Raw genomic sequence first — 25,361 nt, 5'->3', positions numbered from 1 at the left:
GTGCGTTACTTCTTGATCGCCGAGATGTCGAAGTTCAGCTTGATCTTGTCCGAGACCAGGACGCCACCGGTCTCGAGCGCGGCGTTCCAGGTGAGGCCCCAGTCGGAGCGCAGGATCTCGGCCTTGCCCTCGAAGCCGACGCGCTCGTTGCCGAACGGGTCCGTGGCCGAGCCGTTGAACTCCAGGTCGATGGCGACGGGCTTCGTGATGCCCTTGATGGTCAGGTCGCCGTGGATCCGGTAGTCGTCGCCGCCACGGGTCTCGGCCGAGGTGGAGCGGAAGGACATGGCGGGGAAGGTCTCGGCGTCGAAGAAGTCGGCGCTCTTGAGGTGACCGTCGCGGTCGGCCGCACCGGTGTCGATGCTGTCCATCTTCACGTCGATGCTCGCGGTGGACGCCGCCGGGTTCGAGCCGTCCAGCTGGAGGCTGCCCTCGAAGTCGAGGAAGGCGCCCTTCACGTTGGTGACCATCGCGTGCCGGGCGGTGAAGCCGAGGCTGGAGTGCGAGGGGTCGATCGAGTAGTCGCCGGTGAGCGCTGCGAGCTCGGGGTTGACGTCGGCGGTGATGGTGGCGGTGCTGTCGTTCTTGCGGCCGAAGATGCCCATGACCTGCTCCTTGGGGGGACGAGCTTGAGGGGGACGAGCTCCGGACGAGTCCGAAGCAGGCTGTCGAACACCTGTTGAATGTTCAACGAGATTCACTGTAGCGCGATTAAGTTCAACATTCAACATCTATGGCGAAGGAGGTTCCCGGACCCGTGTCTCTTGGACGGAAGCGCGCCACTTCTTGGACTGCCGGAACCAGGAAACCCCCGGCCCGTTGACCCCGTACGAGGTGCGCCGCTACCCACGCACCATGTCCCGACGAACCCGAAGAATCCGCGCGGCCTGCGCCGTGCTCGCCGCCGCCACGTCCCTCGCCGTCGTGTCCCCGAGCCCGGTCACCGCCGCCTCCGGTGCGCCGCCCCTCCAGGCGCAAGTGATCTCCTCGCCGCAGCTCGACGTCGAGGTCGCGGCCGACTTCCCGCGCGTCACGTCCTACACCGACCGGGCCACGGGCGCCCGCCTGCTCGGCTCCACCCGCCCGGTCACCGAGGTCGTCCTCAACGGCGCCGCGTATGCCGTACGGGTCGAGGGCGCCCCCGACATCGAGGCGGACTCGGCCGCGTACACGCTCGCCTTCCCTGACCTGCCCGGCGTGCAACTGGACGCGACGCTCTCCGTCGACGGGCGCGCCACCGCGTTCCGGATCACCGCGGTCCGGGACACCGAGGCCTTCCGGGTCGGGACGCTCGACATCCCCGGGCACGACCTGGTCTCGGTGGGCAGCGCCGACCAGGGCGCCGAGACCGCCTTCACCCGGCTCGACCCGGACTCCACGAAGACCGCCGACGTGTTCGGGAAGGTCGGCGCCGACACCCCGGCGGAGAGTGCGCCGGCCGGTGCCTCGTACGCGATCGTCAATACGGGGCGGCTCGCCGCGGCCGTCGAGTCCAACTCGACGTACGACAAGCCGAGCGGCGCCACCGGCGGCGACGACGCCCGGTTCTGGCACCAGGCGCGGAAGACCGAGAGCGGCGAGACCCGGGTGGGTGTCTGGTCCGGGCAGTGGACGTACCGGGGCGCGGGCGCCGGGACGGTGGACCGGGACGATCTGCCCTGGGCGAAGGTCGTCGTCACGCCCGACGCCAACGGGGACAAGGCCGTCGACTGGCAGGACGGGGCCGTCGCGTTCCGCTCGATCGGCGTGAAGGCGCCCGGCGGCGAGCAGACCCCGGACCGGGTGATCACCCACATCCCGTTCAACTTCGCCAGCCAGGCCACGCACCCCTTCCTGCGCACCCTCGACGACGTCAAACGCGTCTCCCTCGCGACCGACGGCCTCGGCCAGCTGGCGCTGCTCAAGGGGTACGCGTCGGAGGGCCACGACTCCGCGCACCCCGACTACGGCGGCAACATCAACAAGCGCGCCGGCGGCCTCACCGACCTCAACAAGCTGCTCAAGGGCGGCAAGCAGTGGGGCGCGACCTTCGGCGTACATGTCAACGCCACCGAGGCCTACCCGGAGGCGAAGGCCTTCGACGAACAGCTCGTCGACAAGTCCAAGCCCGGCTGGAACTGGCTCAACCAGAGCTATTACATCGACCAGCGGCGCGACATCAACAGCGGTGACCTGGCCGAACGCTTCCAGCGGCTGCGCGAGGAGACCGACAGGAACCTGTCGCTCATCTACCTCGACGTGTACTACACGCACGGCTGGATCGCGGAGAAGACCGCGAGGGCCGTACGGGAACAGGGCTGGAACCTGGCCACCGAGTGGGCCGACAAGTTCGAGCGCGACTCGCTCTGGTCGCACTGGGCCAACGACCTGGACTACGGCGGCGCCACCAACAAGGGCCTCAACTCGCGGATCATCCGGTTCATCCGGAACGGCGAGAAAGACATCTGGAACGACCACCCGATCCTCGGCCAGACCTCCCTCGTCGACTTCGAGGGCTGGACCGGCGAGAACGACTTCAGCGCGTTCACCGACAACGTCTGGCAGAAGAACCTGCCCGCCAAGTTCCTCCAGCACCACACGATCCAGAAGTGGACCGAGAACCGCATCGACTTCTCCGGCGGTGTCCACGGCACCGTGGAGAACGGTACCCGGACGCTCTACGACGACGGCCGCAAGGTCCTCGACGGCGACGCGTATCTGCTGCCCTGGGACGGCGGCAAGAAGCTGTACCACTACAACAAGGGCGGTGGTACGACGAGTTGGGCCGCCTCCGACGGCGCCGCGTACACCGTGTACGAGCTCACCGACAACGGCCGGGTGAAGACCGGCACGGTCACCGCCACCGGCGGCAAGCTCACCCTGAAGGCCGACAAGGGCCGGCCGTACGTCCTCTACCCGGCCGACCGCACCCCCGAGCGCGCCGACCCCGCGTGGGGCGAGGGCACCCCGGTCGACGACCCCGGGTTCAACGACGCGGGGCTCGACGCCTGGACCACCACCGGCACCGTCGACCGGGACACCGACAGCCTCGGCCGCAACAACGGCAAGCTCTCCGGGCCCGGCGCCGCAGCCGTGTCGCAGAAGATCGACGGCCTGACCGGCGGCAAGCGCTACACCGCCTCCGCCTGGATCGAGGTCGAACCCGGCACCACCCGTCCGACCACGCTCTCGGCGGGCGGCGAGCACGTCACCGTCGAGCGTTCCACGGTGGAGAACACCATCGGGGGCAGCGACTGGCACGGCACGTACTTCCAGCGCGCCAAGGTCACGTTCACGGCGCCCGCCGACGGCCGCACCACCCTCAGCGTCGGCGCGGACCAGGGCGCGGGCACGGTCCGCGTGGACGACGTACGGCTCGTCGCGAACGCGCCCTCGACCGTCCAAGGGGCCGTCGCCCACGAGGACTTCGAGGCCGTCGACCAGGGATGGGGCCCCTTCCTCAAGGGCCCGGCGGGCGGCGCCAACGACCCGCGCACCCACATCGCGCAGAAGCACGCCCCGTACACCCAGGCGGGCTGGAACGCGAAGCTGGTCGACGATGTGCTTGGCGGCTCCGAGTCGCTGAAGACGCATGAGGGCAACACGGGGCTCGTGTACCGCACGGCCCCGGCGACCGTGCCGATGAAGGACGGGCGCGCCTACCGGGTCGAGTTCGACTACCAGGCCTCGCACGGGGGCGCCTTCGAATGGGTCACCGGCTACGACCAGTTCGCGGACGGCAGACCCGCCTCCGTCGAGACCCGGCACACCCCGCTGCCGCAGCAGCGCACCACCGGCCACTTCGAGCAGCGCGTCACGGCGGGCTGCGGCGACACCTGGACCGGACTGCGGATGCGCGAAGACGCCCCCGAGAGCGCCGACTTCGTCCTGGACGACTTCACCGTCACCGACCTGGGCCCGGCCGAGGAACAGGCCGCCTGCGCCACCCTCACGGTGCGCCCGGAGGCGGAGGTCCTGGAGCCGGGCCGGGCCAACGAGGTCACCGCGACCTTCACCAATCACGAGGCCACCGCCGCCGAGGACTTGAAGGTCACCCTCGGCCTGCCCGAGGGCTGGACCGCCGAGCCCGCCGGTCCGGTCACCCTCGACCCGGTCGCCCCCGGCGCAAGGGCAACCGCGACCTGGCAGGTCACCCCGCCCGCCGACGCCGCGTACCGGACGTACCAGCTCACCGCCGACGCCACGTACCGCACCGGCGACGGCGCCCGGAGCGTCACCGGCACGACCTCGGTGCGCACGCTGCCGCCCCCGCCCACCGCCGACGCCTGGGCCAGCGACCTGGACTGGACCGCCGCCGAGAACGGCTGGGGGCCGGTCGAGCGGGACCTGTCCAACGGCGGTACGGGCAGCGGCGACGGCACCCCGCTGAAGATCGGTTCGGTGTCGTACGAGAAGGGCCTCGGCACCCACGCACCCGCGAAGATCCGCTACTACCTGGGCGGGAAGTGCACCTCGTTCACCGCCGAGGTCGGCGTCGACGAGGCCCAACCGACGCGCGGCAGCGTTCAGTTCGGTGTCACGGCCGACGGCACGAGCAAGGCCGAGTCGCCGGTCCTCAGGGCCACCGACCCGGCGCACAGCCTCACCGCCGACGTCACCGGAGCCAAGTACGTCGAACTCCTTGTGGGCGACGGCGGCGACGGCAACGGTAATGACCACGCCGACTGGGGCAACGCCCGTTTCCACTGCGGAGGTTGAGACGTGCCGACAACACGCCGTACGTTCCTGACAGCTACGACCGCCACGGCGGCGGGGGCCGCGATGGGGGTGCTCGGGCCGCCTGCTTCGGCCGTCGCCGTGAGCGCCGAGGAGGAGTTCGACGCGCTCAGAGCCCGCTGGCTCACCGTGCAGCTCGGCACCGGCTACGACCCGGCCGCCGGGCCCTTCGCCGCCCGCCTCAAGGAGACCGGCGAGCTCGCGCGCGGGTTCCGCGACACGATGGCGCCCGCCGCCGACTCCCTCTGGCCCGGCTACGCCTTCGACCCGCCCGCCGGGATCACCCAGAGCTACAGCCGCCTGTGGACGATGACCCGCGCCCACGTCCAGGAGGGCACCGGCCTCACCGGCGACGCGGGCCTGCTCGCCGACATCGTGCGCGGCCTCGACCACCTCGCGACGACCGTCTACAACCCGTCCACCACGCGCTACGGCAACTGGTGGGAGTGGCAGATAGGCAGCCCACGCCTGCTCCTCGACATCGTCGCCGCCCTGTACGACCAGCTCACCGAGGCGCAGCGGGAAGCGGCCTTCGCGGCCGTCGGCCACTTCATCCCCGACTCCATGCTCGGCGACTACACCGGCACCTCGACCGGCGCCAACCGCGTCGACCTGTGCCGCTCGGTCGCCCTGCGCGGCATCCTCGGCCGGAAACCGGAGAAGGTCGCCCTCGCGCGCGACGCCCTCTCGCCGGTCTTCCCGTACGTCACCAAGGGCGACGGTCTTTACGCCGACGGCTCGTTCGTGCAGCACACCTGGGTCGCGTACGCGGGCACGTACGGGCAGGTCCTGATGGACGGGCTCGGACGCCTTTTCACGCTGCTCGCCGGGTCCACCTGGGAGGTCAAGGACCCCAAGAAGCAGATCATCCTGGACAGCGTCGAGCACGCCTTCGCGCCGCTCATCCACGACGGCCTGATGATGGACAGCGTCAACGGCCGTGCCATCAGCCGCGGTTACCTCAAGGCCGACGACCGCAAGGTGATGCGCTCCGACCACTTCCACGGCCAGGGCCTGATCGCCGCGATCGCGCTGCTCGCCCAGGGCGCGAGCCCCGCCGAGCAAGCCCGCTGGCACGGCATGGTGAAGGGCTGGATCGACCGCGACACGGTCTCCCCGATCCTCACCGGGCGGCAGTTCGACACCGACGACCTGGCCCGGCTGCACGCGGTCGCCGCCACCTCCGTACCGGCCGCGCCCGAACCCGTGGCGCACAAGCTGTACACCGCCATGGACCGGGCCGTGCACCGCAGGCCCGGCTGGTGCGCGAACATCTCGATGGCCTCGGAGCGGATCTCGTACTACGAGTGCGGCAACGGCGAGAACCCGCGCGGCTGGCACACCGGCGCGGGGATGCTCTATTGGTGGGGGCCGGAGGGCAAGTCGGACCAGTACACGGACTGGTTCTGGCCGACCGTCGACTTCTGCCGGCTGCCCGGAACCACCGTGTCCACCAAGCGACTTGCCGACAAGGCGGGCGGCGAGTGGGGCGAGCCACGGCCGGCCGCGCAGTGGGTCGGCGGCGCCACCGACGGCGAGTTCGCCGCCGTCGGCCAGCACCTCAAGGGCCTCGGCTCGACCCTGACGGCCCGCAAGTCCTGGTTCTGCGCCGCCGACACGGTGATCTGCCTGGGTGCGGGCATCACCGCGAGCGACGGAGTGCCCGTCGAGACGGTCGTGGACAACCGCAACCTCGGCGAGTCCGGCACCAACTCCTTCACACAGCAGGCGGGTTGGGCCCATCTGGAAGGGCACGGCGGCTGGGTCTTCCCGTCCGGCGGCCGACTGCGTACGCTGCGCGAGGACCGCACCGGCGCCTGGTCCGACATCAACACCACCAGCTCCACGGAACGCCGCACCCGCCGCTGGCAGACCCTGTGGTTCGACCACGGCACCGACCCCACCGACGCCTCGTACGCCTACCTGCTGATGCCCGGCGCGGGACAGCGCGCCCTCGCGGCCCGCGCCGCCGACCGCGACTGGCTGTCCGTCCTCGCCAACGACAACGCCCGCCAGGCCGTCTCCGTCCGCTCCCTGGGCCTGACCGCCGCGAACTTCTGGAAGGCCGGTACGGTGGGGCCGCTCACCGCCGACGGACCCGCGAGCGTGCTGCTGCGCCGCCGGGGAAGCACGGCAGACCTCACCGTCAGCGAGCCGAGCCGCACCGGACGCCCCGTGGAACTCGTCTGGCACCACCCGGCGGCCCGCGTCACAGCCGCCGACCCGACCGTCGAGGTCCTCGCCACCGGCAAGGAACTGCGGCTCCGGATCACCCCGGGCACAGCGGGGAGCAGCCACCGCTGTGAGGTGACTCTCAGCTGAACCGAGCACCATATTTGTGGGACCCCCACAAGGCGACCGCCCCCTGAGCAGTCACTTCAGCTGCACTGCCGAGGGTGTCTGTCCGGGGGTACCAGGAAAACGGGCCGGAGACTGTGAGGAGTCGACGGCCCGTTTCCCTTGGTCGGCTTCGTATGGTCACTACATGACCGTTTTGGACGACACCCCGGGTGAGCCCGCAGACGCTCGCGGCCGCGTGGCCGAGCTGCACGAGATCCGCGCCAAGGCGACGGCGGGCCCCAGCGAGAAGGCGACCGCCGCCCAGCACGCCAAGGGCAAGCTCACCGCCCGCGAGCGCATAGAGCTGCTCGTCGACCCGGGAACGTTCAAGGAGGTCGAGCAGCTGCGCCGGCACCGGGCGACAGGGTTCGGCCTGGAGAGCAAGAAGCCGTACACGGACGGTGTGATCACCGGCTGGGGCACGGTCGACGGCCGCACGGTCTTCGTCTACGCGCACGACTTCCGGATCTTCGGCGGCGCGCTGGGTGAGGCGCACGCGACGAAGATCCACAAGATCATGGACATGGCCATCGCGGCCGGTGCGCCGCTGGTCTCCCTGAACGACGGCGCGGGCGCCCGTATCCAGGAAGGCGTCAGCGCGCTCGCCGGATACGGCGGCATCTTCCAGCGCAACACCAAGGCGTCCGGCGTCATCCCGCAGATCAGCGTGATGCTCGGCCCGTGCGCGGGCGGCGCGGCGTACTCGCCCGCCCTGACGGACTTCGTGTTCATGGTCCGCGAGACCTCGCAGATGTTCATCACCGGTCCTGACGTCGTCAAGGCGGTGACGGGCGAGGAGATCACGCAGAACGGCCTCGGCGGCGCCGACGTGCACGCGGAGACCTCCGGCGTCGCGCACTTCGCGTACGACGACGAGGAGACCTGCATCGCCGAGGTCCGGTACCTCATCGGGATGCTGCCCTCCAACAACCGCGAGAACCCGCCGGTGACCCCCTCGGACGACCCGGCCGACCGGCGCTCGGACGTGCTGCTCGACCTGGTCCCGGCCGACGGCAACCGGCCGTACGACATGCACAAGGTCATCGAGGAGCTCGTCGACGACGGCGACTTCCTGGAGATCCACGAGCGCTGGGCCCGCAACATCGTCTGCGCGCTTGCCCGCCTCGACGGCCAGGTCGTCGGCATCGTCGCCAACCAGCCGCAGTCCCTCGCGGGCGTCCTGGACATCGAGGCCTCCGAGAAGGCTGCCCGTTTCGTCCAGATGTGCGATGCTTTCAACATCCCGATCGTGACGCTGTTGGACGTGCCGGGCTTCCTGCCAGGCGTCGACCAGGAGCACGGCGGCATCATCCGCCACGGCGCGAAGCTGCTCTACGCGTACTGCAACGCCACGGTGCCGCGTATCTCGCTGATCCTGCGCAAGGCGTACGGAGGTGCGTACATCGTCATGGACTCGCAGTCCATCGGCGCGGACCTCACGTACGCCTGGCCGACCAACGAGATCGCGGTCATGGGCGCCGAGGGCGCCGCGAACGTGATCTTCCGCCGCCAGATCGCGGAGGCCGAGGACTCGGAGGCGATGCGGGCGCGCATGGTCAAGGAGTACAAGGCCGAGCTGATGCACCCGTACTACGCCGCCGAACGCGGCCTCGTCGATGACGTCATCGACCCGGCGGAGACCCGCGAGGTGCTGATCGCGTCCCTGGCGATGCTCAGCAACAAGCACGCGGACCTGCCGTCCCGCAAGCACGGCAACCCCCCGCAGTAACCGCCTCACACGTTACGGAGACCCCGAACTCATGAGCACTCCCACTGATCACCTGCTGCGGGTCGAGAAGGGCCACGCGGAGCCGGAGGAGCTGGCGGCCATCACCGCCGTCCTGATGGCCCGCGCCGCGGCTCAGCCGGAGCCCGTTGTCGCGCACCGCGGCCGTACGAAGGCCGGCTGGCGCCGCCTGGAACGCACGCCGGGCTTCCGTGCCCCGCACAGCTGGCAGGACTGAGCGTCTGCCTTCCGGCTCCTCGGGCCCCCGTCACGCACGTCGTGGCGGGGGCTCTTGCTTTTTCCCCAGTCCCGCCCCTTCCCGAAAGTCCTGCGGACAGCCACGGGGCTCCGCCCCGGACCCCGCTCCTCAATCGCCGGAGGGGCTAATAGATAGCCCCTCCGGCGATTGAGGAGGCCCGTCCGGCGAGGACTTTCGGGAAGGGGCGGGGAGGGGAAACAAAAAGTCCCGCACCCCCAACCAGGGGCGCGGGACCAGAAGTTGAAGCGGAAGCGCTACCGCAGGCGAGCCATGAGCGCATGCTCGACCAGCGTGATCAGAGCCGACTTCGCATCGGCACGATGCCGCGCATCCGTCGTGATGATCGGAGTGTCAGGCCCGATCTGCAGAGCCTCCCGCACCTCGTCCGGGTTGTAGGGCTGGTGCCCTTCGAACCCGTTGAGCGCGATCACGAACGGCAGCCCGGAGTTCTCGAAGTAGTCCACCGCCGGGAAACAGTCCGCCAGACGCCGCGTGTCGACAAGGACGATCGCACCGATCGCACCCCGCACCAGGTCGTCCCACATGAACCAGAAGCGGTCCTGTCCGGGGGTGCCGAACAGGTAGAGGATCAGGTCCTGGTCGAGGGTGATGCGGCCGAAGTCCATGGCGACGGTGGTGGTGGTCTTGTCGCCGGTGTGCGTCAGGTCGTCGATTCCGGCCGACGCTGACGTCATGACTGCTTCCGTGCGCAGCGGGTTGATCTCCGAGACGGCGCCGACGAACGTGGTCTTGCCCACGCCGAAGCCGCCCGCCACCACGATTTTCGCGCTGGTGGTGGAGCGGGTTGCGCCGCCGCTAGAGCTTTCGAAGTCCACTGAGCACCCTTTCGAGCAGTGTCACGTCTGGCTGGCCGCCGGCGTTCTCGTCGCCGCCGGGCTGGTGGATGGCCACGAGTCCGGCCTCGGCGAGGTCCGCGACCAGAATCCGGGCCACCCCGAGGGGGATGGAGAGCAGTGCCGAGATCTCAGCGACGGACTTGATCTCTCGGCACAGGTTGCAGATCCGCTGGTGCTCGGGCAGTTGGCCCTGGAGCTGATGCGGCTGCGCCGTGGTGTGCACCAGCGCCTCGATGGCGAGCTGGTACCGCGGCCTGGTCCGGCCGCCCGTCATGGCGTACGGACGGACGAGCGGGTTGTGCGCGCCCCCGGCCGGCTGCGGCGGCTCAGCGGGACGCTGATGCGGCTGCACGGGCTGGATACGCGGCGCCTGCTGCTGCTCGTACGGACTGCGCGGCGCCGGAGGCCGCTGTTGGTCGTACGGCTGCTGCGCGCGCTGCGGCGGGGAGTAAGGCTGCTGCTGCCGACGGCTGGGTGCGGAGGGGAAGTTGTAGCGGTTGGGCGAACCCTCGCCGCCCTGGCCGCCTCGGTCCTGGCCGTAAGACCAGTTGGCCGAAGACGAACCCTCTGGGGGTGTTGCGCCACTTGCCACGTGCTTCCTCCTCCGACTGTGCCTGGCATCCATCACTGTGGTGCCGCGTCCCGAACTTTAAGGCCCCGGGACGCGAAAACGCACCGCCTGTCTGCTAGTTGAGAACTAACCGAGAAGGCTTCCCTGGAGCTCGGCCCGCAGGTCGGGGGTGAGCACGGTGCCCGCCCGGTCGACGAGAAGTGCCATCTCGTACCCGATGAGACCGATGTCCGCTTCGGGGTGCGCGAGTACGGCAAGGGAGGAACCGTCGGAGATGGACATGAGGAAGAGAAATCCTCGCTCCATCTCCACAACTGTCTGATTCACGCTGCCACCCTCGAAGATGCGGGACGCGCCCGCCGTCAGCGAGGTCAGACCGGAAGCGACCGCCGCCAGCTGGTCGGCACGGTCACGCGGGAACCCTTCGGACATAGCCAGAAGGAGTCCGTCGGCGGAGACCACCACCGTGTGGGAGACACCGGGGGTGTTCTCCACGAAGTTGGTGATCAACCAGTTCAGGTTCTGCGCCGCCTGGCTCATCGGGCTCACACTAACGCTCCTGGTTGTAGTTGCCACCAGGCCCACTGTGTTCACCAGTGGCCTGGCCGTTCGAGTCACTTCCTGCGTCGCGTCCCCGCTGAACACCGCGCCGCAGGTTGCTCAGCCTGCCACGCACGTCCTCAGGGGCACGGGAGATCTGCGGCCCACCCTGCGGGGTCTGCTCCGCCGTGCCCTCGACCAAGTTGGCCTTGGGAACCCGGCGCGGCAGTCCCGAGGTGGTGACCCCGCCCGCCCTGGGCTGCCGGAGCTGCTCGGCACGCTGCCAGCGGTCGTCGTTGGCGGAACGCCAGTCGTCGCCGGCACCGGCAGCGTCGGCGGGCCCTGCGGGCGCGTCTTCCGCGTGCGGCTGTGGGGGAGTGTCCTGGCCCGACGCCGACGGCCACTGCTCGCCGCCCGCGCCCTGGTTGCCGTTGCCCGCGGGTACACCGCCGCGGCGCGGCAGACCCGCGTCGGTCAGCTCGTGCACAGCCGAAGGCGCAGGTCCCTGACGGTCGAAACCTACACGGTCCCGGTCGCCTTCAGAAGCGCCAGGAGCAGATTCCGCTTCTGTCTCGTAAGCGTTACCGAAAGCATCCGTCGCGGGAGCCTGCCGCTGCCAATCACCTTGCTGCGTCTGCCCGTTGTAGTCGGCGTACGCATCCTGGCCCGACTGCCTTGCGGAGTACCCGTCGTCGTAGCCAGGTTCCGCATATCCGGATTCCGGATACTCGTCGTAGCCGCCGCCCTGAGGGGCGTAGCCCTGGTCGTACGCGGGCTGCTGCGGGAAGCCGCCGTGCTGCTGCTGCGCGTACCCGTCCTGCTCCTGCGCGTACCCGCTGTGCTCCTCGTACGCCTGCGGCTGCTGGTCGTACGCGGGGGCGTTCTGCTCGTACGCAGGGGCGTTCTGCTCGTAGCCCTGCTCCTGGGCGAGTTCGTCGCGGAACAGCGGGCGGTCCTCGGGCTGCTGCTCGAGGGCGGGGCGGCGCTCGGCCTGGAACAGCGAGCGGTCCATCGGGTCGTTCGCGGGGGAGCCCTCGCCGTAGCGGCTGTCGTCGAAGCCGAGTTCGGCGGCGGTGCGCAGCGGCGGGGCCTGGTACGCCTGGTCCTGCTCGGGCACGATCCGGGAGACCGTGAACTCGCTCTCCGGCAGGTCGTTGCCGCCGCCGCCGTGCGTGATCGCGTCGGGGAGCATGACCAGGGACGTGGTGCCCGCCTGCTCGCCGGAGGGGCGGAGCTGGACCCGGACGCTGTGCCGGTCGGCCAGGCGGCCGACCACGAACAGGCCCATGCGCTGCGAGATCGCGGCGTCCACGGTCGGCGGGTTGGCCAGCTTGTGGTTGATGTCCGCGAAGTCCTCGGCGGTGAGGCCGATGCCCTTGTCGTGGATCTCGACCATCACGCGGCCGTCGGGCAGCCGGGTCGCGGTGACGCGGACCTTGGTCTGCGGCGAGGAGAACGACGTGGCGTTCTCCAGGAGCTCGGCGAGCAGGTGTACGAGGTCGGTGACCGCGCGGCCGTGGATCTCGGCCTCCGGGACGCCGGACAGCTCGACACGCTCGTACTGCTCCACCTCGGAGGAGGCGGCGCGCAGCACGTCGACCAGCGGGACCGGCTGGTCCCAGCGGCGGCCCGGCTCCTCGCCGGCGAGGACCAGGAGGTTCTCGCCGTTGCGGCGCATACGGGTCGCCAGGTGGTCCAGCTTGAAGAGGTTCTCCAGCTGGTCCGGGTCGGCCTCGTTGTTCTCCAGGTCGGTGATGAGGGTCAACTGGCCCTCGATCAGCGACTGGTTGCGGCGCGACAGGTTGGTGAAGATCGCGTTGACGTTGCCCCGCAGCAGCGCCTGCTCGGCGGCGAGCCGGACGGCCTCGCGGTGCACCTGGTCGAAGGCGCGGGCGACCTCGCCGATCTCGTCCCGGGTGTTGATCGGGATGGGCTGGACCCGGGTGTCGACCCGGCCGGGCTCGGTGCGCGAGAGCTGGTCGACCAGCATCGGCAGCCGCTGCTCGGCGATGCCGAAGGCGGCGGTACGCAGCTTGAGCATGTTGCGGCTCATCTGGCGGGCCATGAGGCCGGCGATGAGGAACGCGAGGAGTACGGCGCCGAGTACGACCGCGCCGTTGATGTAGGCGTCCCGCTCGGCGTCGTTCGCGATCTGCGCGGACTCGGCGACCGCCTTGTCGATCAGCTCGGTCTCGATCTCGCGGTAACCGTCGAACTTCGCGGTGGTGGTCGCGAACCAGGCCTCGGGGGTGACGCCCTGCGCCCGCAGCGTGGCGGGCTTCGCGCCGCTGCCGATCAGCTTGACCATCGCGTCGGGGGACGGCGGGGCCTTGAACCGCTGGCCGTTCGCCTTGGCCTCGCGGGCGGCGGCGGCGAGCTTCTTCTTGCCCTCCGTCTGCTTGCCGCGCAGCATCCCGGTCAGGTCCTTGTAGTCCTGCTCGGTACCGGCGGAGACGTACTCGCCGATGGCGATCTTCTCCAGGTACGCGTACGAGCTGAACGCCGTCGACTGGGCCTCGAGGGTCGCGCGATCCGAGGCGGGGCGGACGATCAGGTGGGTGCCGATGGACCGCTGCAGGGAGACGGAGGCCTTGGCGAGGGAGACGGCGTACACGGTCCGGCCGTAGCTGGTGATGTTGCCGGTGCCGAGGCCGAGCTCGTTCGCGAACTCCATCAGGGAGTGCTGGACGACTACGTAACCCTCTTCGGTCTTCACCGGGTCCATGGCGCGGGTGTACGCGGTCTTGCGCAGGTTGGCGAGGCTCGACTCGTTCTTCTTGAAGAGGGAGAGGCGGCGCTCCAGGCCCTGCTTCTCCGGCATGTCCGCGACGACGTCGTCGAACTCCGCCTTGGCGGCGTCGGTGGCGGCGCGGGCCTTCTCGACCGCGCCGCCGTCGCCCTTGCCGAGCAGCAGCGGGGCGGCGGATATGTCACGTTCGTTGAGCAGCGCCTGGCCGTAGTTCTCGGCGGCGCGCACGATCAGCGCGGTCTTCTCCGCGTCCTCGGCCTCGTTCCACGTGTCAATGGAACCCTTGACCTGGAAGCCGCCCATCACGATGGCGACGACCACGGGTATGAGGAGAATGGCGTTCAGCCTGGTGGGCACACGCCAGTTGCGGGGCGAGAGCTTGCTACCGCTGGACACGGGCGCCGGTTCGGGCGCGGGTGCCTGTGCGGGTGATGCCGCTCCTCGCTGCGGCGGGGTGAAGTTGCCCCGTTCCGACGGCTCGGGGCTGTTCTTGCTTCGCCTCACTCGACCAACAACCTCTCGGCGAGGGCACCTGCATCGTGCCGCTTCGTCTCCACGCCCGTTGCTACTGGGCAGTTCAGCGAATTTGAGCACGTCAGCGGTGGCTCCACCAAACAGTGCGACGTGCTGGTTCCGGGTGACGTGGGCCTCAGATAAAACGGGCATAAACATCGAGGCCCGGCAAATGGCCAGAGCGATATCAGCACAGCGGTACCGCGTGAATGCGAGCTGTGTTGGCGACAGGGCAATTCTCTGTCGAAACGTTATGAACACCCGTGCGGGCCGTGTCAAAGGACACAGCCCGCTCCGTGGTGGCTACGGCAACTTCCGTACAGAGTGGCCGACTTGAGTCGTACGCGCTATCGCAACCGGGCCATCAGCGCGTGCTCGACGAGGGTGATGAGCGCCGACTTGGCGTCGCCGCGGTGCCGGGCGTCGGTGGTGATGATCGGGGTGTCGGGCCCGATCTGCAGCGCTTCGCGGACTTCGTCCGGGTTGTAGGGCTGGTGCCCTTCGAACCCGTTGAGCGCGATGACGAACGGCAGGCCGCTGTTCTCGAAGTAGTCCACGGCCGGGAAGCAGTCGGCGAGACGACGGGTGTCGACGAGCACGACGGCACCGATGGCGCCGCGGACGAGGTCGTCCCACATGAACCAGAAGCGGTCCTGTCCGGGGGTGCCGAACAGGTAGAGGATCAGGTCCTGGTCGAGGGTGATGCGGCCGAAGTCCATGGCGACCGTCGTCGTGGTCTTGTCGCCGGTGTGCGTCAGGTCGTCGATTCCGGCCGACGCTGACGTCATGACTGCTTCCGTGCGCAGCGGGTTGATCTCCGAGACGGCGCCGACGAACGTGGTCTTGCCCACGCCGAAGCCGCCCGCCACCACGATTTTCGCGCTGGTGGTGGAGCGGGTTGCGCCGCCGCTAGAGCTTTCGAAGTCCACTGAGCACCCTTTCGAGCAGTGTCACGTCTGGCTGGCCGCCGGCGTTCTCATCGCCGCCGGGCTGGTGGATGGCCACGAGTCCGGCCTCGGCGAGGTCCGCGACCAGAATCCGGGCCACCCCGAGAGGCATGGAAAGGAGCGCGGACACCTCGGCCACCGACTTGACCTCGCGGCACAGGTGGCAGATCCGCTGGTGCTCGGGGAGCAACCCCATCAGCTGGGCCGGGTCGGCCGTCGTGCTCACCAGCGCCTCGATGGCGAGCTGGTAGCGCGGCCTGGTCCGGCCGCCGGTCATCGCGTACGGACGCACCAGCGGCTGGTCGCCCTCAACGCCGTAGGAAGACTGGGCTCCGTACGGATCGTGAGGGGCGGTGGGCGGGGTCATGGATCCTCCGGGCGGGACAGCAAGTGGTCGGCGTGCCGTCTGACTTGGCCGGTGGGGGACGGGCCTTGACGGTGGTGGTGCGCTCCTGACTAGTGCAGCAGGCTTCCCTGGAGCTCGGCGCGCAGGTCGGGGGTGAGCACGGTGCCCGCCCGGTCGACCAGGAGCGCCATCTCGTATCCGACGAGGCCGATGTCGCACTCCGGGTGCGCGAGCACCGCGAGGGACGAGCCGTCGGAGATGGACATGAGGAAGAGGAAGCCGCGCTCCATCTCCACCACGGTCTGGTTGACCGGGCCGCCCTCGAAGATGCGGGACGCGCCCGCCGTCAGCGAGGTCAGACCCGAGGCGACCGCCGCCAGTTGGTCGGCGCGGTCACGCGGGAAGCCTTCGGACATCGCGAGCAGCAGACCGTCGGCCGACACCACCACCGTGTGGGACACCCCGGGGGTGTTGTCCACGAAGTTGGTGATCAACCAGTTCAGATTCTGCGCCGCCTGGCTCATCGGACTCAACTAACGCTCCTGCTGGTGAGAGGGGCTGCGGAAACTGCCGGTCTGGCCGGTTCCGGCATCGCGGCCCTGCTGGATGCCGCGGCGGAGGTTGGTGAGGCGGCCACGCACGTCGTCGGGCGCGCGCGACACCTGGGGTCCGCCTTGCTGTTGCTGCTGCTCCGCCGTACCGGCCACGAGGTTCGCTCGCGGCACCCGGCGCGGCAGGCCCGAGGTGGTGACCCCGCCTGCCGAAGGCTGCTTCACACGCTCGGCCTGGCGGCCGAGCTCGTCGTTGGGCGAGGTACGCCAGTTGGCGGGCGCGGCCGGGGGAGCGGGCGGCATCGGCGGGGCCGCCGGCGCCTGCTGCTCGGGGCTCCGGCCGGGACCGGCGGACCGGCCGCCGTTCTGCGGGGCGTTCTGCGGCGCCTGCTGCCCCTGGTCCGGGTGCTGGCCCTGCTGCTGGCCCTGCTGCTGGCCGTGCTGCTGCGCCTGCTGCTGCCCGTGGAACCAGTTGGTCTCCAGGGTGTCGAACAGCGGCGTACGACCGTCACCGGGACCGGCGGGCGGCAGCTCGGCGATGCTGCCCGTCAGCGGGTCGTGACGCTGCGGCTGCGGCGCCTGACGCGGCTCCTCGGGCGGCCGCGGCACCTGGTGCTCACCGGTGTCACGGGCGCCGTTGCGGGCACCGCCGCCGAGCGGCGCCTGCGGCAGCTCGGCCACCGGACGCTGCTCGGGCGCGGACCGCTGCGGCTCGGGACGCGCGAACTGGCCGCTGTCGCCCGCCTGTTGAAGCTCCGGCCGGGCGAACTGGCCGGTCGAACCAGGGCCGTTCGCCTCGGGCCCGAGCGCCTCGGGTCCGATCGACTCGGGTCCGGGCTGCTGCGGTACGGAGGTCTGCTGCGCGGCGCTGTCCGGACGCGGGGCGTCGAAGTCGGGCCGGGCGAACTGCGCGGTGGAGCCGGGGCCCTGCCGCTCGTCGCCGTCGACCCGGCCGAACTGCGCGGTGGCGTCGGCCTCCTGGTGCTCACGGGGCGCGTCGAGCGCGGGACGCTGCTGCGGGGCCTCGGCGCCCCAGGAGGACCGGGGCTGCGGGTTCCCGCCGGGCAGCTCGGCACGCGGCGCACCGCGCGGCGGCAGCTGCGGCTGACCGGACTCCGGACGGCCACGCCCCTGCTCGCCCCGCGCACGCGGCGGTACGGGGGCGTCCCCGGCCGGACCGGAAGGCTGCGCGGCACGCGGGCCGCCGAACACGTCGGAGCGCTGACCACCGGTGAGCGCGTCACCGACACCGGGCCGGCCCTGCGGGTCGGCCGGACGGTTCTGCGGCTCACCGGCACCGGGGCGCGACGGCAACTGGCCCGCGGGTCCCTGCGTACCGCGCGGTGCGGTGCCCTGCGGCTGACCACCCGGCGCCTGGCCGGGACCGCTGTCACGGCTGGGCAGCGCGGCCCGCGGACCGGAGCCCGCGACCTGGCCACGGGGAGCCGTACCACCGGCGAGCAGACCGCCACCGGAACCGGGGCTCGGCGTACCGCGGCGTGCGGCGGCGACACCGGCCGCGGCCTGGGCGGCGGCGGGACCACCGGTCGGCGCGGGCGCACCGCCCTTGCTCGGCACCTTCTTGCCGCCCTGGGCGACATCGACGGGGAGCATGACCAGGGCGGTCGTACCACCCGAGTCGGAGGGGCGGAGCTGGATGCGGATGCCGTGCCGCTGCGAAAGGCGGCCGACCACGAACAGACCCATGCGGCGCGAGACCGAGACGTCCACGGTGGGCGGCGACGCGAGCCGCTCGTTGATCGCGGCGAGGTCCTCGGGGGAGAGGCCGATACCGGTGTCGTGGATCTCGATCAGCACCCGCCCGTCGGGCAGCGCGTGACCGGTGACCTTGACCTTGGTCTGCGGCGAGGAGAACGAGGTGGCGTTCTCCAGGAGCTCGGCGAGCAGGTGCACGAGGTCGTTGACGACACGACCGGCGACCTCGGAGGTCGGTACGGCGGCCAGCTCGATGCGCTCGTACTGCTCCACCTCGGAGGCGGCGGCGCGGAGCACGTCGACCAGCGGGACCGGCCGGGTCCAGCGACGCCCCGGCTCCTCACCTGCGAGGACGAGGAGGTTCTCACCGTTACGACGCATGCGGGTCGCGAGGTGGTCGAGTTTGAAGAGGGACGACAGCTGATCGGGATCAGCCTCACGCGACTCCAGCTCGGAGATCAGGGACAGCTGACGCTGGATAAGACCCTGCGAACGCCGCGAGAGGTTGGTGAACATCGCGTTGACGTTGCCCCGCAGCAGGGCCTGCTCGGCGGCGAGCCGGACGGCCTCGCGGTGCACGTCGTCGAAGGCCGTGGCCACCTGGCCGATCTCGTCCCGGGAGTGCACACCGACCGACTCGACGGAGGTGTCGACGTCCTGCGGGTCGGCCTCGGAGAGCTGCTTGACCAGGTCGGGCAGCCGGTCCTGGGCGACCTTGGTCGCGGTGTCCTGCAGCCGGCGCAGCGAGCGGATCATGGAGCGGGCCACGACGAACGCGCCGACGAGCGAGACGCCGAGGACCAGCAGGATCAGCGCACCGTTGAAGATCGCCTCGCGCTGCGACTCGTCGCGCAGCTTGCGGGCCTCCTGCTCCATGTCGCCGAGGAGCGTCGTCTCGATCAGCGCCATCTGCCGGAGCTTGGCGGTGGAGGCGTCGTTCCAGTCCCGGTAGGACCGCTTCTCGCGGTTCTTCAGGCCGTTGGGGCTCTCCAGGACGCGGGCCGCGTAGTCGTCGGCGTCCTTGATGACGGCGTTGCTGTCGTCGAGCGGCTTCATCAGCTCGGCCGCGTTGCCGCCGGTGCCCTCGTAGGCCCGCTGGAAGCTGGTGAGCTCCGACTTCTCGTTGCGCAGCGCGGAGAGAGCGTAAAGCCGGTCGTTGTCGGAGAGCTTGCCGAACTCGGTCTTGTTCGGCGGGAGCGCAGCCGAGATCACGGCGCGCTGCACCGACGCGTACTCCTTGGCGGAGGAGAACGCCGCGAGCGTACGGGTGCGCTGGATCATCTCCGGGTTACTGGTCGCGAGGGCCATGTCCCGGGAGAGGCCGAGCAGTTGCTCGATCAGCTGGTTGTAGCTGGCGACGGTCTGCGAGGTGGGCAGCCCGTTCTTGTACGCGTCGCGCCGGATGTCCTTGAGGACGCGGAGCTGGGTGGAGATCTGTACGACGTTCTCGCGGATGGAGTCGATCGCCTGGTCGCCGCGGGCGTCGTCGATGTCCGACGTGCCCTGCAGGAACGAGTCACGGGCCTGATCGGTCTTGCCGCGCGCGCCCCGGACGGTGAAGTCGGTGGGCTTGGCGCCGTGTGCGAGGGGGCCCGCCGACTGGTCGCGCTCGTCCTGCAGCGCGGAGGCCAGCTTGGTGGCCTCGTTCGTCATGTCGGTGAGCAGCTTCATCCGGTCAAGCTGCTCCATCTCGTCGACGGAGTCGCTGATACGGATGGCGCCGAGGGTGGTCGCGGCGACCACGGGCAGGGCGAGCAGGGACACGAGACGGGTGGAGATACGCCAGTTGCGCAGCGCTATTCGTGAGCCGGCGCCGGTCGATGCCTTCGGGGTGGCCGGCTTGGACGTACCGCCCTTGGGCACACCTGTACCGCGGCCGCCGTCGGAGCCCTTGGCGTCGCTCGGCGAGGAGTTGCCGGCCACGGGGCCAGTCGCGCCGCGCAGCTCCGGCTCCGCCGCAGCGCTGCCTTCCCTCTTGAAACGTCCCTGCACTAGCGTCGCAACCTCTGGACCAGGCGCCCCTCCGCACAGACGGTGGGACGGTGTCGGCGTCGTGGAGCCCGAAGGACCCCGGTGGTCTTGAGTGACCGGCGCGTCTCCCCCTTTCCCACCGCCACTCGACGCTGCGTTGCGCCCGTGCGCGCCGGTTCATACCTGCGGCGGTTCCCGGGAATTCCAGCACAGTGCCGGATCTCCAACAAGCCCCGCTGCCGGGCTGTGACCTCCGTGACAGCGGGTGAGCGAGGGGTTACAAGATGTCGAGCCCCATCCCGGCCATATCGGGCTTTTACGTGCGACTCGCCTCCGTGCGCAGGGTGTCCCAGTCGCCATGATCGGGAGCGGAATCGGCGCTTCAGTACCGGAATGTCCCTTCCGATCCCGTCCGTAAGTCGCCCGTTCTGTCCGCTACGTCCGTCAGCTCGTGAGCAAACTCACATGAAGATCCAGGGGAGTTCACGGCTTTGCGGGGAATTCAAATGTTTAGCCTGACGCTTTACAGGGATGGCCGAACCGTCAACCCCCGCCCCGAGATCCAAGAGGTCGAAGCCGCCGTGAAGACGACGATGATGTTCCGCAACATAGCCAACCCGCGGCGCACCACCCTGGCGCACCTGAAGGACGCCGACGAACTGCAGGCGGCCCCGCAGCAGCCGGAACAGTCCGAACTCACGGAACTCCCGACCAACACGGCCAACCCCCGCCGCACGGTCCTGATGGTCGCCCCGGTCACCGCGGCCGCGGAGTAACACCGCGAGGTCAACCCCCCTGAGCGCGTTAGCCTGGAGCGTCAGTCTCCAGGCACCGCAAGCAGAGGGGCCGCATTCCGTGCGCATCGCCAGGTTCTCCATCGACGGCAATGTCGCCTTCGGCGCGGTCGAGGGCGACCCCGCCCCCGGCAAGGAGGGCGAACTCGTCCTCGACGTCATCAAGGGCATTCCGTACGCCGACTTCGAGCTGAGCGGGGTCAAGCTCCCGCTCAGCAAGGTCCGGCTGCTGCCCCCCGTGATCGGCAACAAGATCGTCGCCTTCGGGCGCAACTACGCCGACCACGCGCGGGAACTCGGCAACGAGGTCCCCGAGGAGCCCTTCGCCTTCCTCAAGCCGACCACCTCGATGATCGGCTCCGGCGACGCCATCGAGTACCCCGCCTTCTCCAGCGAGCTGCACCACGAGGCCGAACTGGCCGTGGTCATCGGCCGCATGTGCCGCGAGGTCCCGCGCGAGCGCGTCAAGGACGTCATCTTCGGCTACACCTGCGCCAACGACGTCACGGCCCGCGACGTGCAGCGCCGCGAGAAGCAGTGGGCCAGGGCCAAGGGCTTCGACACGGCCTGCCCCATCGGCCCCTGGGTCGAGACCGAACTGGACACCGGCGACCTGGCGATCCAGTGCACGGTCAACGGCGAGCAGCGCCAGCTCGGTTCGACGAGCCAGATGATCCACTCCATCGAGGACCTGATCGTCAACATCACCGAGGCGATGACGCTCCTCCCCGGAGACGTGATCCTGACCGGCACCCCGGCCGGGGTCGGCCCCCTCAACGTCGGCGACGAGGTCGCCGTCACCATCCAAGGCATCGGCACTCTCACCAACAAGGTGATCAAGCGTGGCTAACGCGAGCATCCGCGTACGTTTCTGTCCCTCCCCGACCGGCAACCCCCACGTGGGCCTGGTCCGTACCGCCCTCTTCAACTGGGCGTACGCCCGCCACACCGGCGGCCAGCTGGTCTTCCGCATCGAGGACACGGACGCGGCCCGCGACTCGGAGGAGTCGTACGAGCAGCTCCTCGACTCGTTCCACTGGCTGGGCTTCGACTGGGACGAGGGCCCCGAGGTCGGCGGCCCGCACACCCCGTACCGCCAGTCGCAGCGCATGGACATCTACAAGGACGTCGCGCGGAAGCTGATCGACGGCGGGTACGCCTACCCCTGCTACTGCACCACCGAGGAACTGGACGCCCGCCGCGAGGCCGCCCGCGCCGCCGGCAAGCCCTCCGGTTACGACGGCACCTGCCGCACCCTCACCGCCGAGCAGAAGCAGGCGTACGAGGCGGAGGGCCGCGCGCACATCATCCGCTTCCGGATGCCCGACGAGCCGATCACCTTCACGGACGCGGTCCGCGGCGAGCTCACCTTCACCCCGGAGAACGTCCCGGACTACGGCATCGTGCGCGCCAACGGCGCCCCGCTGTACACCCTGGTCAACCCGGTCGACGACGCCCTGATGGAGATCACCCACGTCCTGCGCGGCGAGGACCTGCTCTCCTCGACCCCGCGCCAGATCGCCCTGTACAAGGCGCTGATCGAGCTCGGCGTCGCCAAGGAGATCCCCACCTTCGGGCACCTGCCGTACGTGATGGGCGAGGGCAACAAGAAGCTCTCCAAGCGCGACCCGCAGGCCAACCTCAACCTCTACCGCGAGCGCGGCTTCCTCCCCGAGGGACTGCTCAACTACCTCTCGCTGCTCGGCTGGTCGTTCTCCGCCGACCAGGACGTCTTCACGATCAAGGAAATGATCGAGAAGTTCGACGTCGCGGACGTCAACGCCAACCCGGCCCGCTTCGACCTGAAGAAGGCCGAGGCGATCAACGCCGACCACATCCGCATGCTGGACGTGAAGGCGTTCGCCACGGCCTGCGAGCCCTGGCTGACGGCCCCGCACGCCAACTGGGCCCCCGAGGACTTCGACCAGGCCGCCTGGGAAGCCATCGCCCCGCACGCCCAGACCCGTATCAAGGTCCTCTCCGAGATCACGGAGAACGTCGACTTCCTCTTCCTCGACAAGCCCGTCGAGGACGAGGCCTCGTGGACCAAGGCGATGGGCAAGGGCGACCCGGTGGCCCTCCTCACCACGGCCCGCGCCAAGCTCGAAGCGGCCGACTGGACCTCCCCCGAGTCCCTCAAGGAGGCCGTCCTGGCCGCCGGCGAGGAGCACGGCCTCAAGCTCGGCAAGGCCCAGGCCCCGGTCCGCGTAGCCGTCACCGGCCGCACGATCGGCCTGCCCCTCTTCGAGTCCCTGGAGATCCTGGGCAAGGACCGCACCCTCCAGCGCATCGACGCGACCCTGGCGAAGCTCACCGCCTGACCACACCCCGCACGCACGACGAAGGGCCCGAAAGCCACCCGGCTTCCGGGCCCTTCGCCGTACGGTCGACCCATGCCGATCAAAGCCGTCCTCTGGGACATCGACGACACGATCTTCGACTACGGCACTGCGGACACCCTCGGTATGCGGGCCCACCTGGAAGCCGAAGGGATCCTCTCCCGCTACGGCACCGCCACCGACGCCCTCGCCCACTGGAAGACGACCACGCAGCGGCACTGGGACCGTTTCAGCGCCGGGGAAGTGGACTTCGTCACCCAGCGGAACGACCGCGTCCGCGACTTCCTCGACGACCCGGCCCTCTCCGACAACGCATCCGACGCCTGGTTCCGCCGTTACATCGGTCACTACGAAGCCGCCTGGGCCCTCTTCCCCGACACCGTCCCCACCCTCGACGCCCTCGCCGACGGCTACCGGCACGCCGTCCTCTCCAACGCCCACGCCGACCAGCAGGAGCGAAAACTCCGCGCCCTCGGCGTACGCGACCGCTTCGAGGCGCTGCTCTGCGCGGTCCAACTCGGCGTCGCCAAGCCCGCACCCGAGGCCTTCCACGCCGCCTGCGCCACGCTCGCCCTCGACCCCGCCGAAGTGGCGTACGTGGGGGACCAGCCGGAGATCGACGCCAGGGGCGCACACGACGCCGGGCTGCTCGGGATCTGGCTGGACCGCAGCGCCGCCGAGCCGCCGACGGCCGAAGTCCCGCGCGGCGTACGGCGGATCACCGGGCTCGCGGAGCTGCCCGGCCTGCTGGCCGCTGATACCCGTTTTGGAGCGCCGTCCACCTTCGGGTAATGTTCTTCCTGCGCCGCTCGCCGGGCCGGCAGGCCAAGCGGGAAGCGCAAACCCAAACAAAAACCCCCAAGGGGATTTGCGTTTTGGTGGCCTATGGTGTAATTGGCAGCACGACGGTTTCTGGTTCCGTTAGTCTAGGTTCGAGTCCTGGTAGGCCAGCTCGCAGAGCTTATCTGTGCCGCGGATCATGTATCCGCAAGGCCCCCGTTGTGTAGCGGCCTAGCACGCCGCCCTCTCAAGGCGGTAGCGCCGGTTCGAATCCGGTCGGGGGTACAGATCCTTCCCGTGAGGACAGCTATGGGTCGCACCCGCTGACTTCAATGCAGGATCGCTAGGGCCCCCGTTGTGTAGCGGCCTAGCACGCCGCCCTCTCAAGGCGGTAGCGCCGGTTCGAATCCGGTCGGGGGTACTCTCTGGTCTAAACCACCAGTGGGCTATGGTGTAATTGGCAACACGGCGGTTTCTGGTTCCGTTGTTCTAGGTTCGAGTCCTGGTAGCCCAGCGCAGTACAAGTGCAGTAAAGCTAGCCCCCGTTGTGTAGCGGCCTAGCACGCCGCCCTCTCAAGGCGGTAGCGCCGGTTCGAATCCGGTCGGGGGTACGCATCGAAGAGGCCCTCCGCATCCGTGCGGAGGGCCTCTTCGCTTGGTACGAGTTGGTACGAGGCAACTGGCGGGTTCCGCCGGGCAGTTCGGGTGGACGGTGTCAACGGCGGCCGCGGCACGTTCCGTTGAGACCCTCGGTCGTGAACCGGGCGTGTGGTGAAGCGAGTTGAGGCCGCTGCCCCAGGACGTTCGCGTACTCGCCGGTGCCGGGTCCGCCGCGGCGTTGAGGCGGACCCGGACCAGAACGGTGCGGAAGGTCAGCTGGTGCGGCGCAGCGCCTCCGAGAGGCGGCCCGCGGCGTCGATGATCGCCTGGGCGTGCATCCGGCCCGGGTGCCGGGTCAGGCGCTCGATCGGTCCGGAGACCGAGACGGCGGCGACCACACGGTTGGACGGGCCACGCACCGGCGCCGACACCGAGGCGACGCCCGGCTCGCGCTCACCGATCGACTGGGCCCAGCCACGGCGGCGTACCCCCGAGAGGGCCGTGGCCGTGAAACGGGCGCCCTGGAGGCCGCGGTGCAGGCGCTCCGGCTCCTCCCAGGCCATCAGGATCTGGGCCGAGGAACCGGCCTTCATGGTGAGCGTGGAGCCCACCGGGACCGTGTCCCGCAGTCCGGACAGGCGCTCCGCCGCGGCGACGCAGATGCGCATGTCGCCCTGGCGGCGGTAGAGCTGGGCGCTCTCGCCGGTCACGTCGCGGAGATGGGTCAGTACCGGCCCCGCCGTGGCGAGCAGGCGGTCCTCACCGGCCGCGGCCGCCAGTTCGGCGAGCCGCGGGCCGAGGATGAACCGGCCCTGCATGTCCCTCGCCACCATGCGGTGGTGCTCGAGGGCGACAGCGAGACGATGTGCAGTAGGTCGTGCGAGCCCGGTGGCCGCGACCAAGCCCGCGAGGGTGGCCGGACCGGACTCCAGGGCGCCCAGGACAAGGGCTGCCTTGTCGAGGACGCCAACGCCGCTAGAGTTGTCCATGCGTCGATACTCGCGTCTCACTCTGTGAAACGCAAGTTCAATTTCCCAGGGAACTTG

At 69.9% G+C, this 25,361-nt stretch carries 18 protein-coding genes and 5 tRNA genes; 13 read left to right on the top strand and 10 right to left on the bottom strand.

Going from position 1 to position 25,361, the window contains the following annotated elements; translation table 11 throughout:
- Window positions 1–5: 5 nt before the first annotated feature.
- Entirely contained in the window at window positions 6–605 is a 600-nt protein-coding gene (locus GUY60_RS05460) for a YceI family protein (RefSeq protein WP_161694335.1), read from the bottom strand.
- Window positions 606–855: 250 nt separating this feature from the next.
- Between GUY60_RS05460 and GUY60_RS05455 the strand changes: the two genes are divergently transcribed.
- From GUY60_RS05455 to GUY60_RS05440, 4 genes are all read left to right on the top strand, one after another.
- The gene (locus GUY60_RS05455; RefSeq protein WP_161694334.1) at window positions 856–4,698 is read left to right on the top strand and encodes an endo-alpha-N-acetylgalactosaminidase family protein; all 3,843 of its coding nucleotides are present in this window, start codon (window positions 856–858) and stop codon (window positions 4,696–4,698) included.
- Window positions 4,699–4,701: 3 nt separating this feature from the next.
- Complete coding sequence (locus GUY60_RS05450; RefSeq protein ID WP_161694332.1) at window positions 4,702–7,038, top strand: polysaccharide lyase 8 family protein; 2,337 nt, start codon at window positions 4,702–4,704, stop codon at window positions 7,036–7,038.
- A 163-nt stretch (window positions 7,039–7,201) separates the two neighbouring features.
- Window positions 7,202–8,785, top strand: a complete 1,584-nt coding sequence (locus tag GUY60_RS05445; protein WP_161694330.1) for an acyl-CoA carboxylase subunit beta — start codon at window positions 7,202–7,204, stop codon at window positions 8,783–8,785.
- Between the two features lie 31 nt (window positions 8,786–8,816).
- Window positions 8,817–9,020: an acyl-CoA carboxylase subunit epsilon gene (locus tag GUY60_RS05440; RefSeq protein WP_161694328.1), complete on the top strand. Its 204-nt coding sequence runs from the start codon at window positions 8,817–8,819 to the stop codon at window positions 9,018–9,020.
- Between the two features lie 275 nt (window positions 9,021–9,295).
- Here the strand turns inward: GUY60_RS05440 and GUY60_RS05435 are convergent, their stop codons facing one another.
- The 8 genes from GUY60_RS05435 to GUY60_RS05400 form a co-directional block, all read right to left on the bottom strand.
- Entirely contained in the window at window positions 9,296–9,877 is a 582-nt protein-coding gene (locus GUY60_RS05435) for a GTP-binding protein (protein ID WP_161694326.1), read from the bottom strand.
- Entirely contained in the window at window positions 9,858–10,490 is a 633-nt protein-coding gene (locus GUY60_RS05430) for a DUF742 domain-containing protein (protein ID WP_376771160.1), read from the bottom strand. The genes GUY60_RS05435 and GUY60_RS05430 overlap by 20 nt, the downstream gene beginning before the upstream one ends.
- Before the next feature lie 105 nt (window positions 10,491–10,595).
- Entirely contained in the window at window positions 10,596–11,009 is a 414-nt protein-coding gene (locus GUY60_RS05425; protein WP_161694336.1) for a roadblock/LC7 domain-containing protein, read from the bottom strand.
- A gap of 10 nt (window positions 11,010–11,019) precedes the next feature.
- Window positions 11,020–14,262 carry a sensor histidine kinase gene (locus tag GUY60_RS05420; protein WP_161694322.1) on the bottom strand — a complete coding sequence of 1,081 codons (3,243 nt, stop codon included), beginning with the start codon at window positions 14,260–14,262 and terminating at the stop codon, window positions 11,020–11,022.
- A gap of 356 nt (window positions 14,263–14,618) precedes the next feature.
- Window positions 14,619–15,200 carry a GTP-binding protein gene (locus tag GUY60_RS05415; protein ID WP_161694320.1) on the bottom strand — a complete coding sequence of 194 codons (582 nt, stop codon included), beginning with the start codon at window positions 15,198–15,200 and terminating at the stop codon, window positions 14,619–14,621.
- Window positions 15,181–15,585 carry a DUF742 domain-containing protein gene (locus GUY60_RS05410; protein ID WP_161694318.1) on the bottom strand — a complete coding sequence of 135 codons (405 nt, stop codon included), beginning with the start codon at window positions 15,583–15,585 and terminating at the stop codon, window positions 15,181–15,183. Before GUY60_RS05410 ends, GUY60_RS05415 begins: the two co-directional genes overlap by 20 nt.
- A gap of 89 nt (window positions 15,586–15,674) precedes the next feature.
- On the bottom strand, window positions 15,675–16,088 hold the full coding sequence (locus tag GUY60_RS05405; RefSeq protein ID WP_187369938.1) for a roadblock/LC7 domain-containing protein: 414 nt from the start codon (window positions 16,086–16,088) through the stop codon (window positions 15,675–15,677).
- A gap of 9 nt (window positions 16,089–16,097) precedes the next feature.
- Window positions 16,098–19,823, bottom strand: coding sequence for a sensor histidine kinase (locus GUY60_RS05400; protein WP_161694314.1), 3,726 nt, complete (start codon window positions 19,821–19,823; stop codon window positions 16,098–16,100).
- 560 nt (window positions 19,824–20,383) lie between these two features.
- Here GUY60_RS05400 and GUY60_RS05395 point away from each other — a divergent pair.
- The 9 genes from GUY60_RS05395 (at window position 20,384) to GUY60_RS05355 (ending at window position 24,326) form a co-directional block, all read left to right on the top strand.
- Window positions 20,384–20,578, top strand: a complete 195-nt coding sequence (locus GUY60_RS05395) for a hypothetical protein (protein WP_161694312.1) — start codon at window positions 20,384–20,386, stop codon at window positions 20,576–20,578.
- A 79-nt stretch (window positions 20,579–20,657) separates the two neighbouring features.
- Window positions 20,658–21,446 carry a fumarylacetoacetate hydrolase family protein gene (locus tag GUY60_RS05390; protein WP_161694310.1) on the top strand — a complete coding sequence of 263 codons (789 nt, stop codon included), beginning with the start codon at window positions 20,658–20,660 and terminating at the stop codon, window positions 21,444–21,446.
- Window positions 21,439–22,917, top strand: coding sequence for a glutamate--tRNA ligase (gene gltX / locus GUY60_RS05385; RefSeq protein ID WP_161694308.1), 1,479 nt, complete (start codon window positions 21,439–21,441; stop codon window positions 22,915–22,917). Before GUY60_RS05390 ends, gltX begins: the two co-directional genes overlap by 8 nt.
- A gap of 72 nt (window positions 22,918–22,989) precedes the next feature.
- On the top strand, window positions 22,990–23,727 hold the full coding sequence (locus GUY60_RS05380) for an HAD family hydrolase (RefSeq protein WP_161694306.1): 738 nt from the start codon (window positions 22,990–22,992) through the stop codon (window positions 23,725–23,727).
- Between the two features lie 87 nt (window positions 23,728–23,814).
- A tRNA-Gln gene (locus GUY60_RS05375) sits at window positions 23,815–23,886 on the top strand.
- Between the two features lie 41 nt (window positions 23,887–23,927).
- Window positions 23,928–24,000 (top strand) — tRNA-Glu (locus GUY60_RS05370).
- A 63-nt stretch (window positions 24,001–24,063) separates the two neighbouring features.
- Window positions 24,064–24,136: transfer RNA gene (locus GUY60_RS05365), tRNA-Glu, on the top strand.
- 21 nt (window positions 24,137–24,157) lie between these two features.
- Window positions 24,158–24,229: transfer RNA gene (locus GUY60_RS05360), tRNA-Gln, on the top strand.
- A 24-nt stretch (window positions 24,230–24,253) separates the two neighbouring features.
- Window positions 24,254–24,326 (top strand) — tRNA-Glu (locus GUY60_RS05355).
- Between the two features lie 261 nt (window positions 24,327–24,587).
- Here the strand turns inward: GUY60_RS05355 and ndgR are convergent.
- Window positions 24,588–25,304 (bottom strand): IclR family transcriptional regulator NdgR, encoded by a 717-nt coding sequence (ndgR, locus tag GUY60_RS05350; protein WP_161694304.1) that lies wholly within the window; start codon window positions 25,302–25,304, stop codon window positions 24,588–24,590.
- Window positions 25,305–25,361: the final 57 nt, after the last annotated feature.

Source organism: Streptomyces boluensis, from assembly GCF_009908195.1.
In the GTDB taxonomy this organism is placed as follows: Bacteria; Actinomycetota; Actinomycetes; order Streptomycetales; family Streptomycetaceae; genus Streptomyces; species Streptomyces boluensis.
Note: the sequence above shows the minus strand (reverse complement) of the source record. Positions and strands in the feature narration are given on the sequence as shown.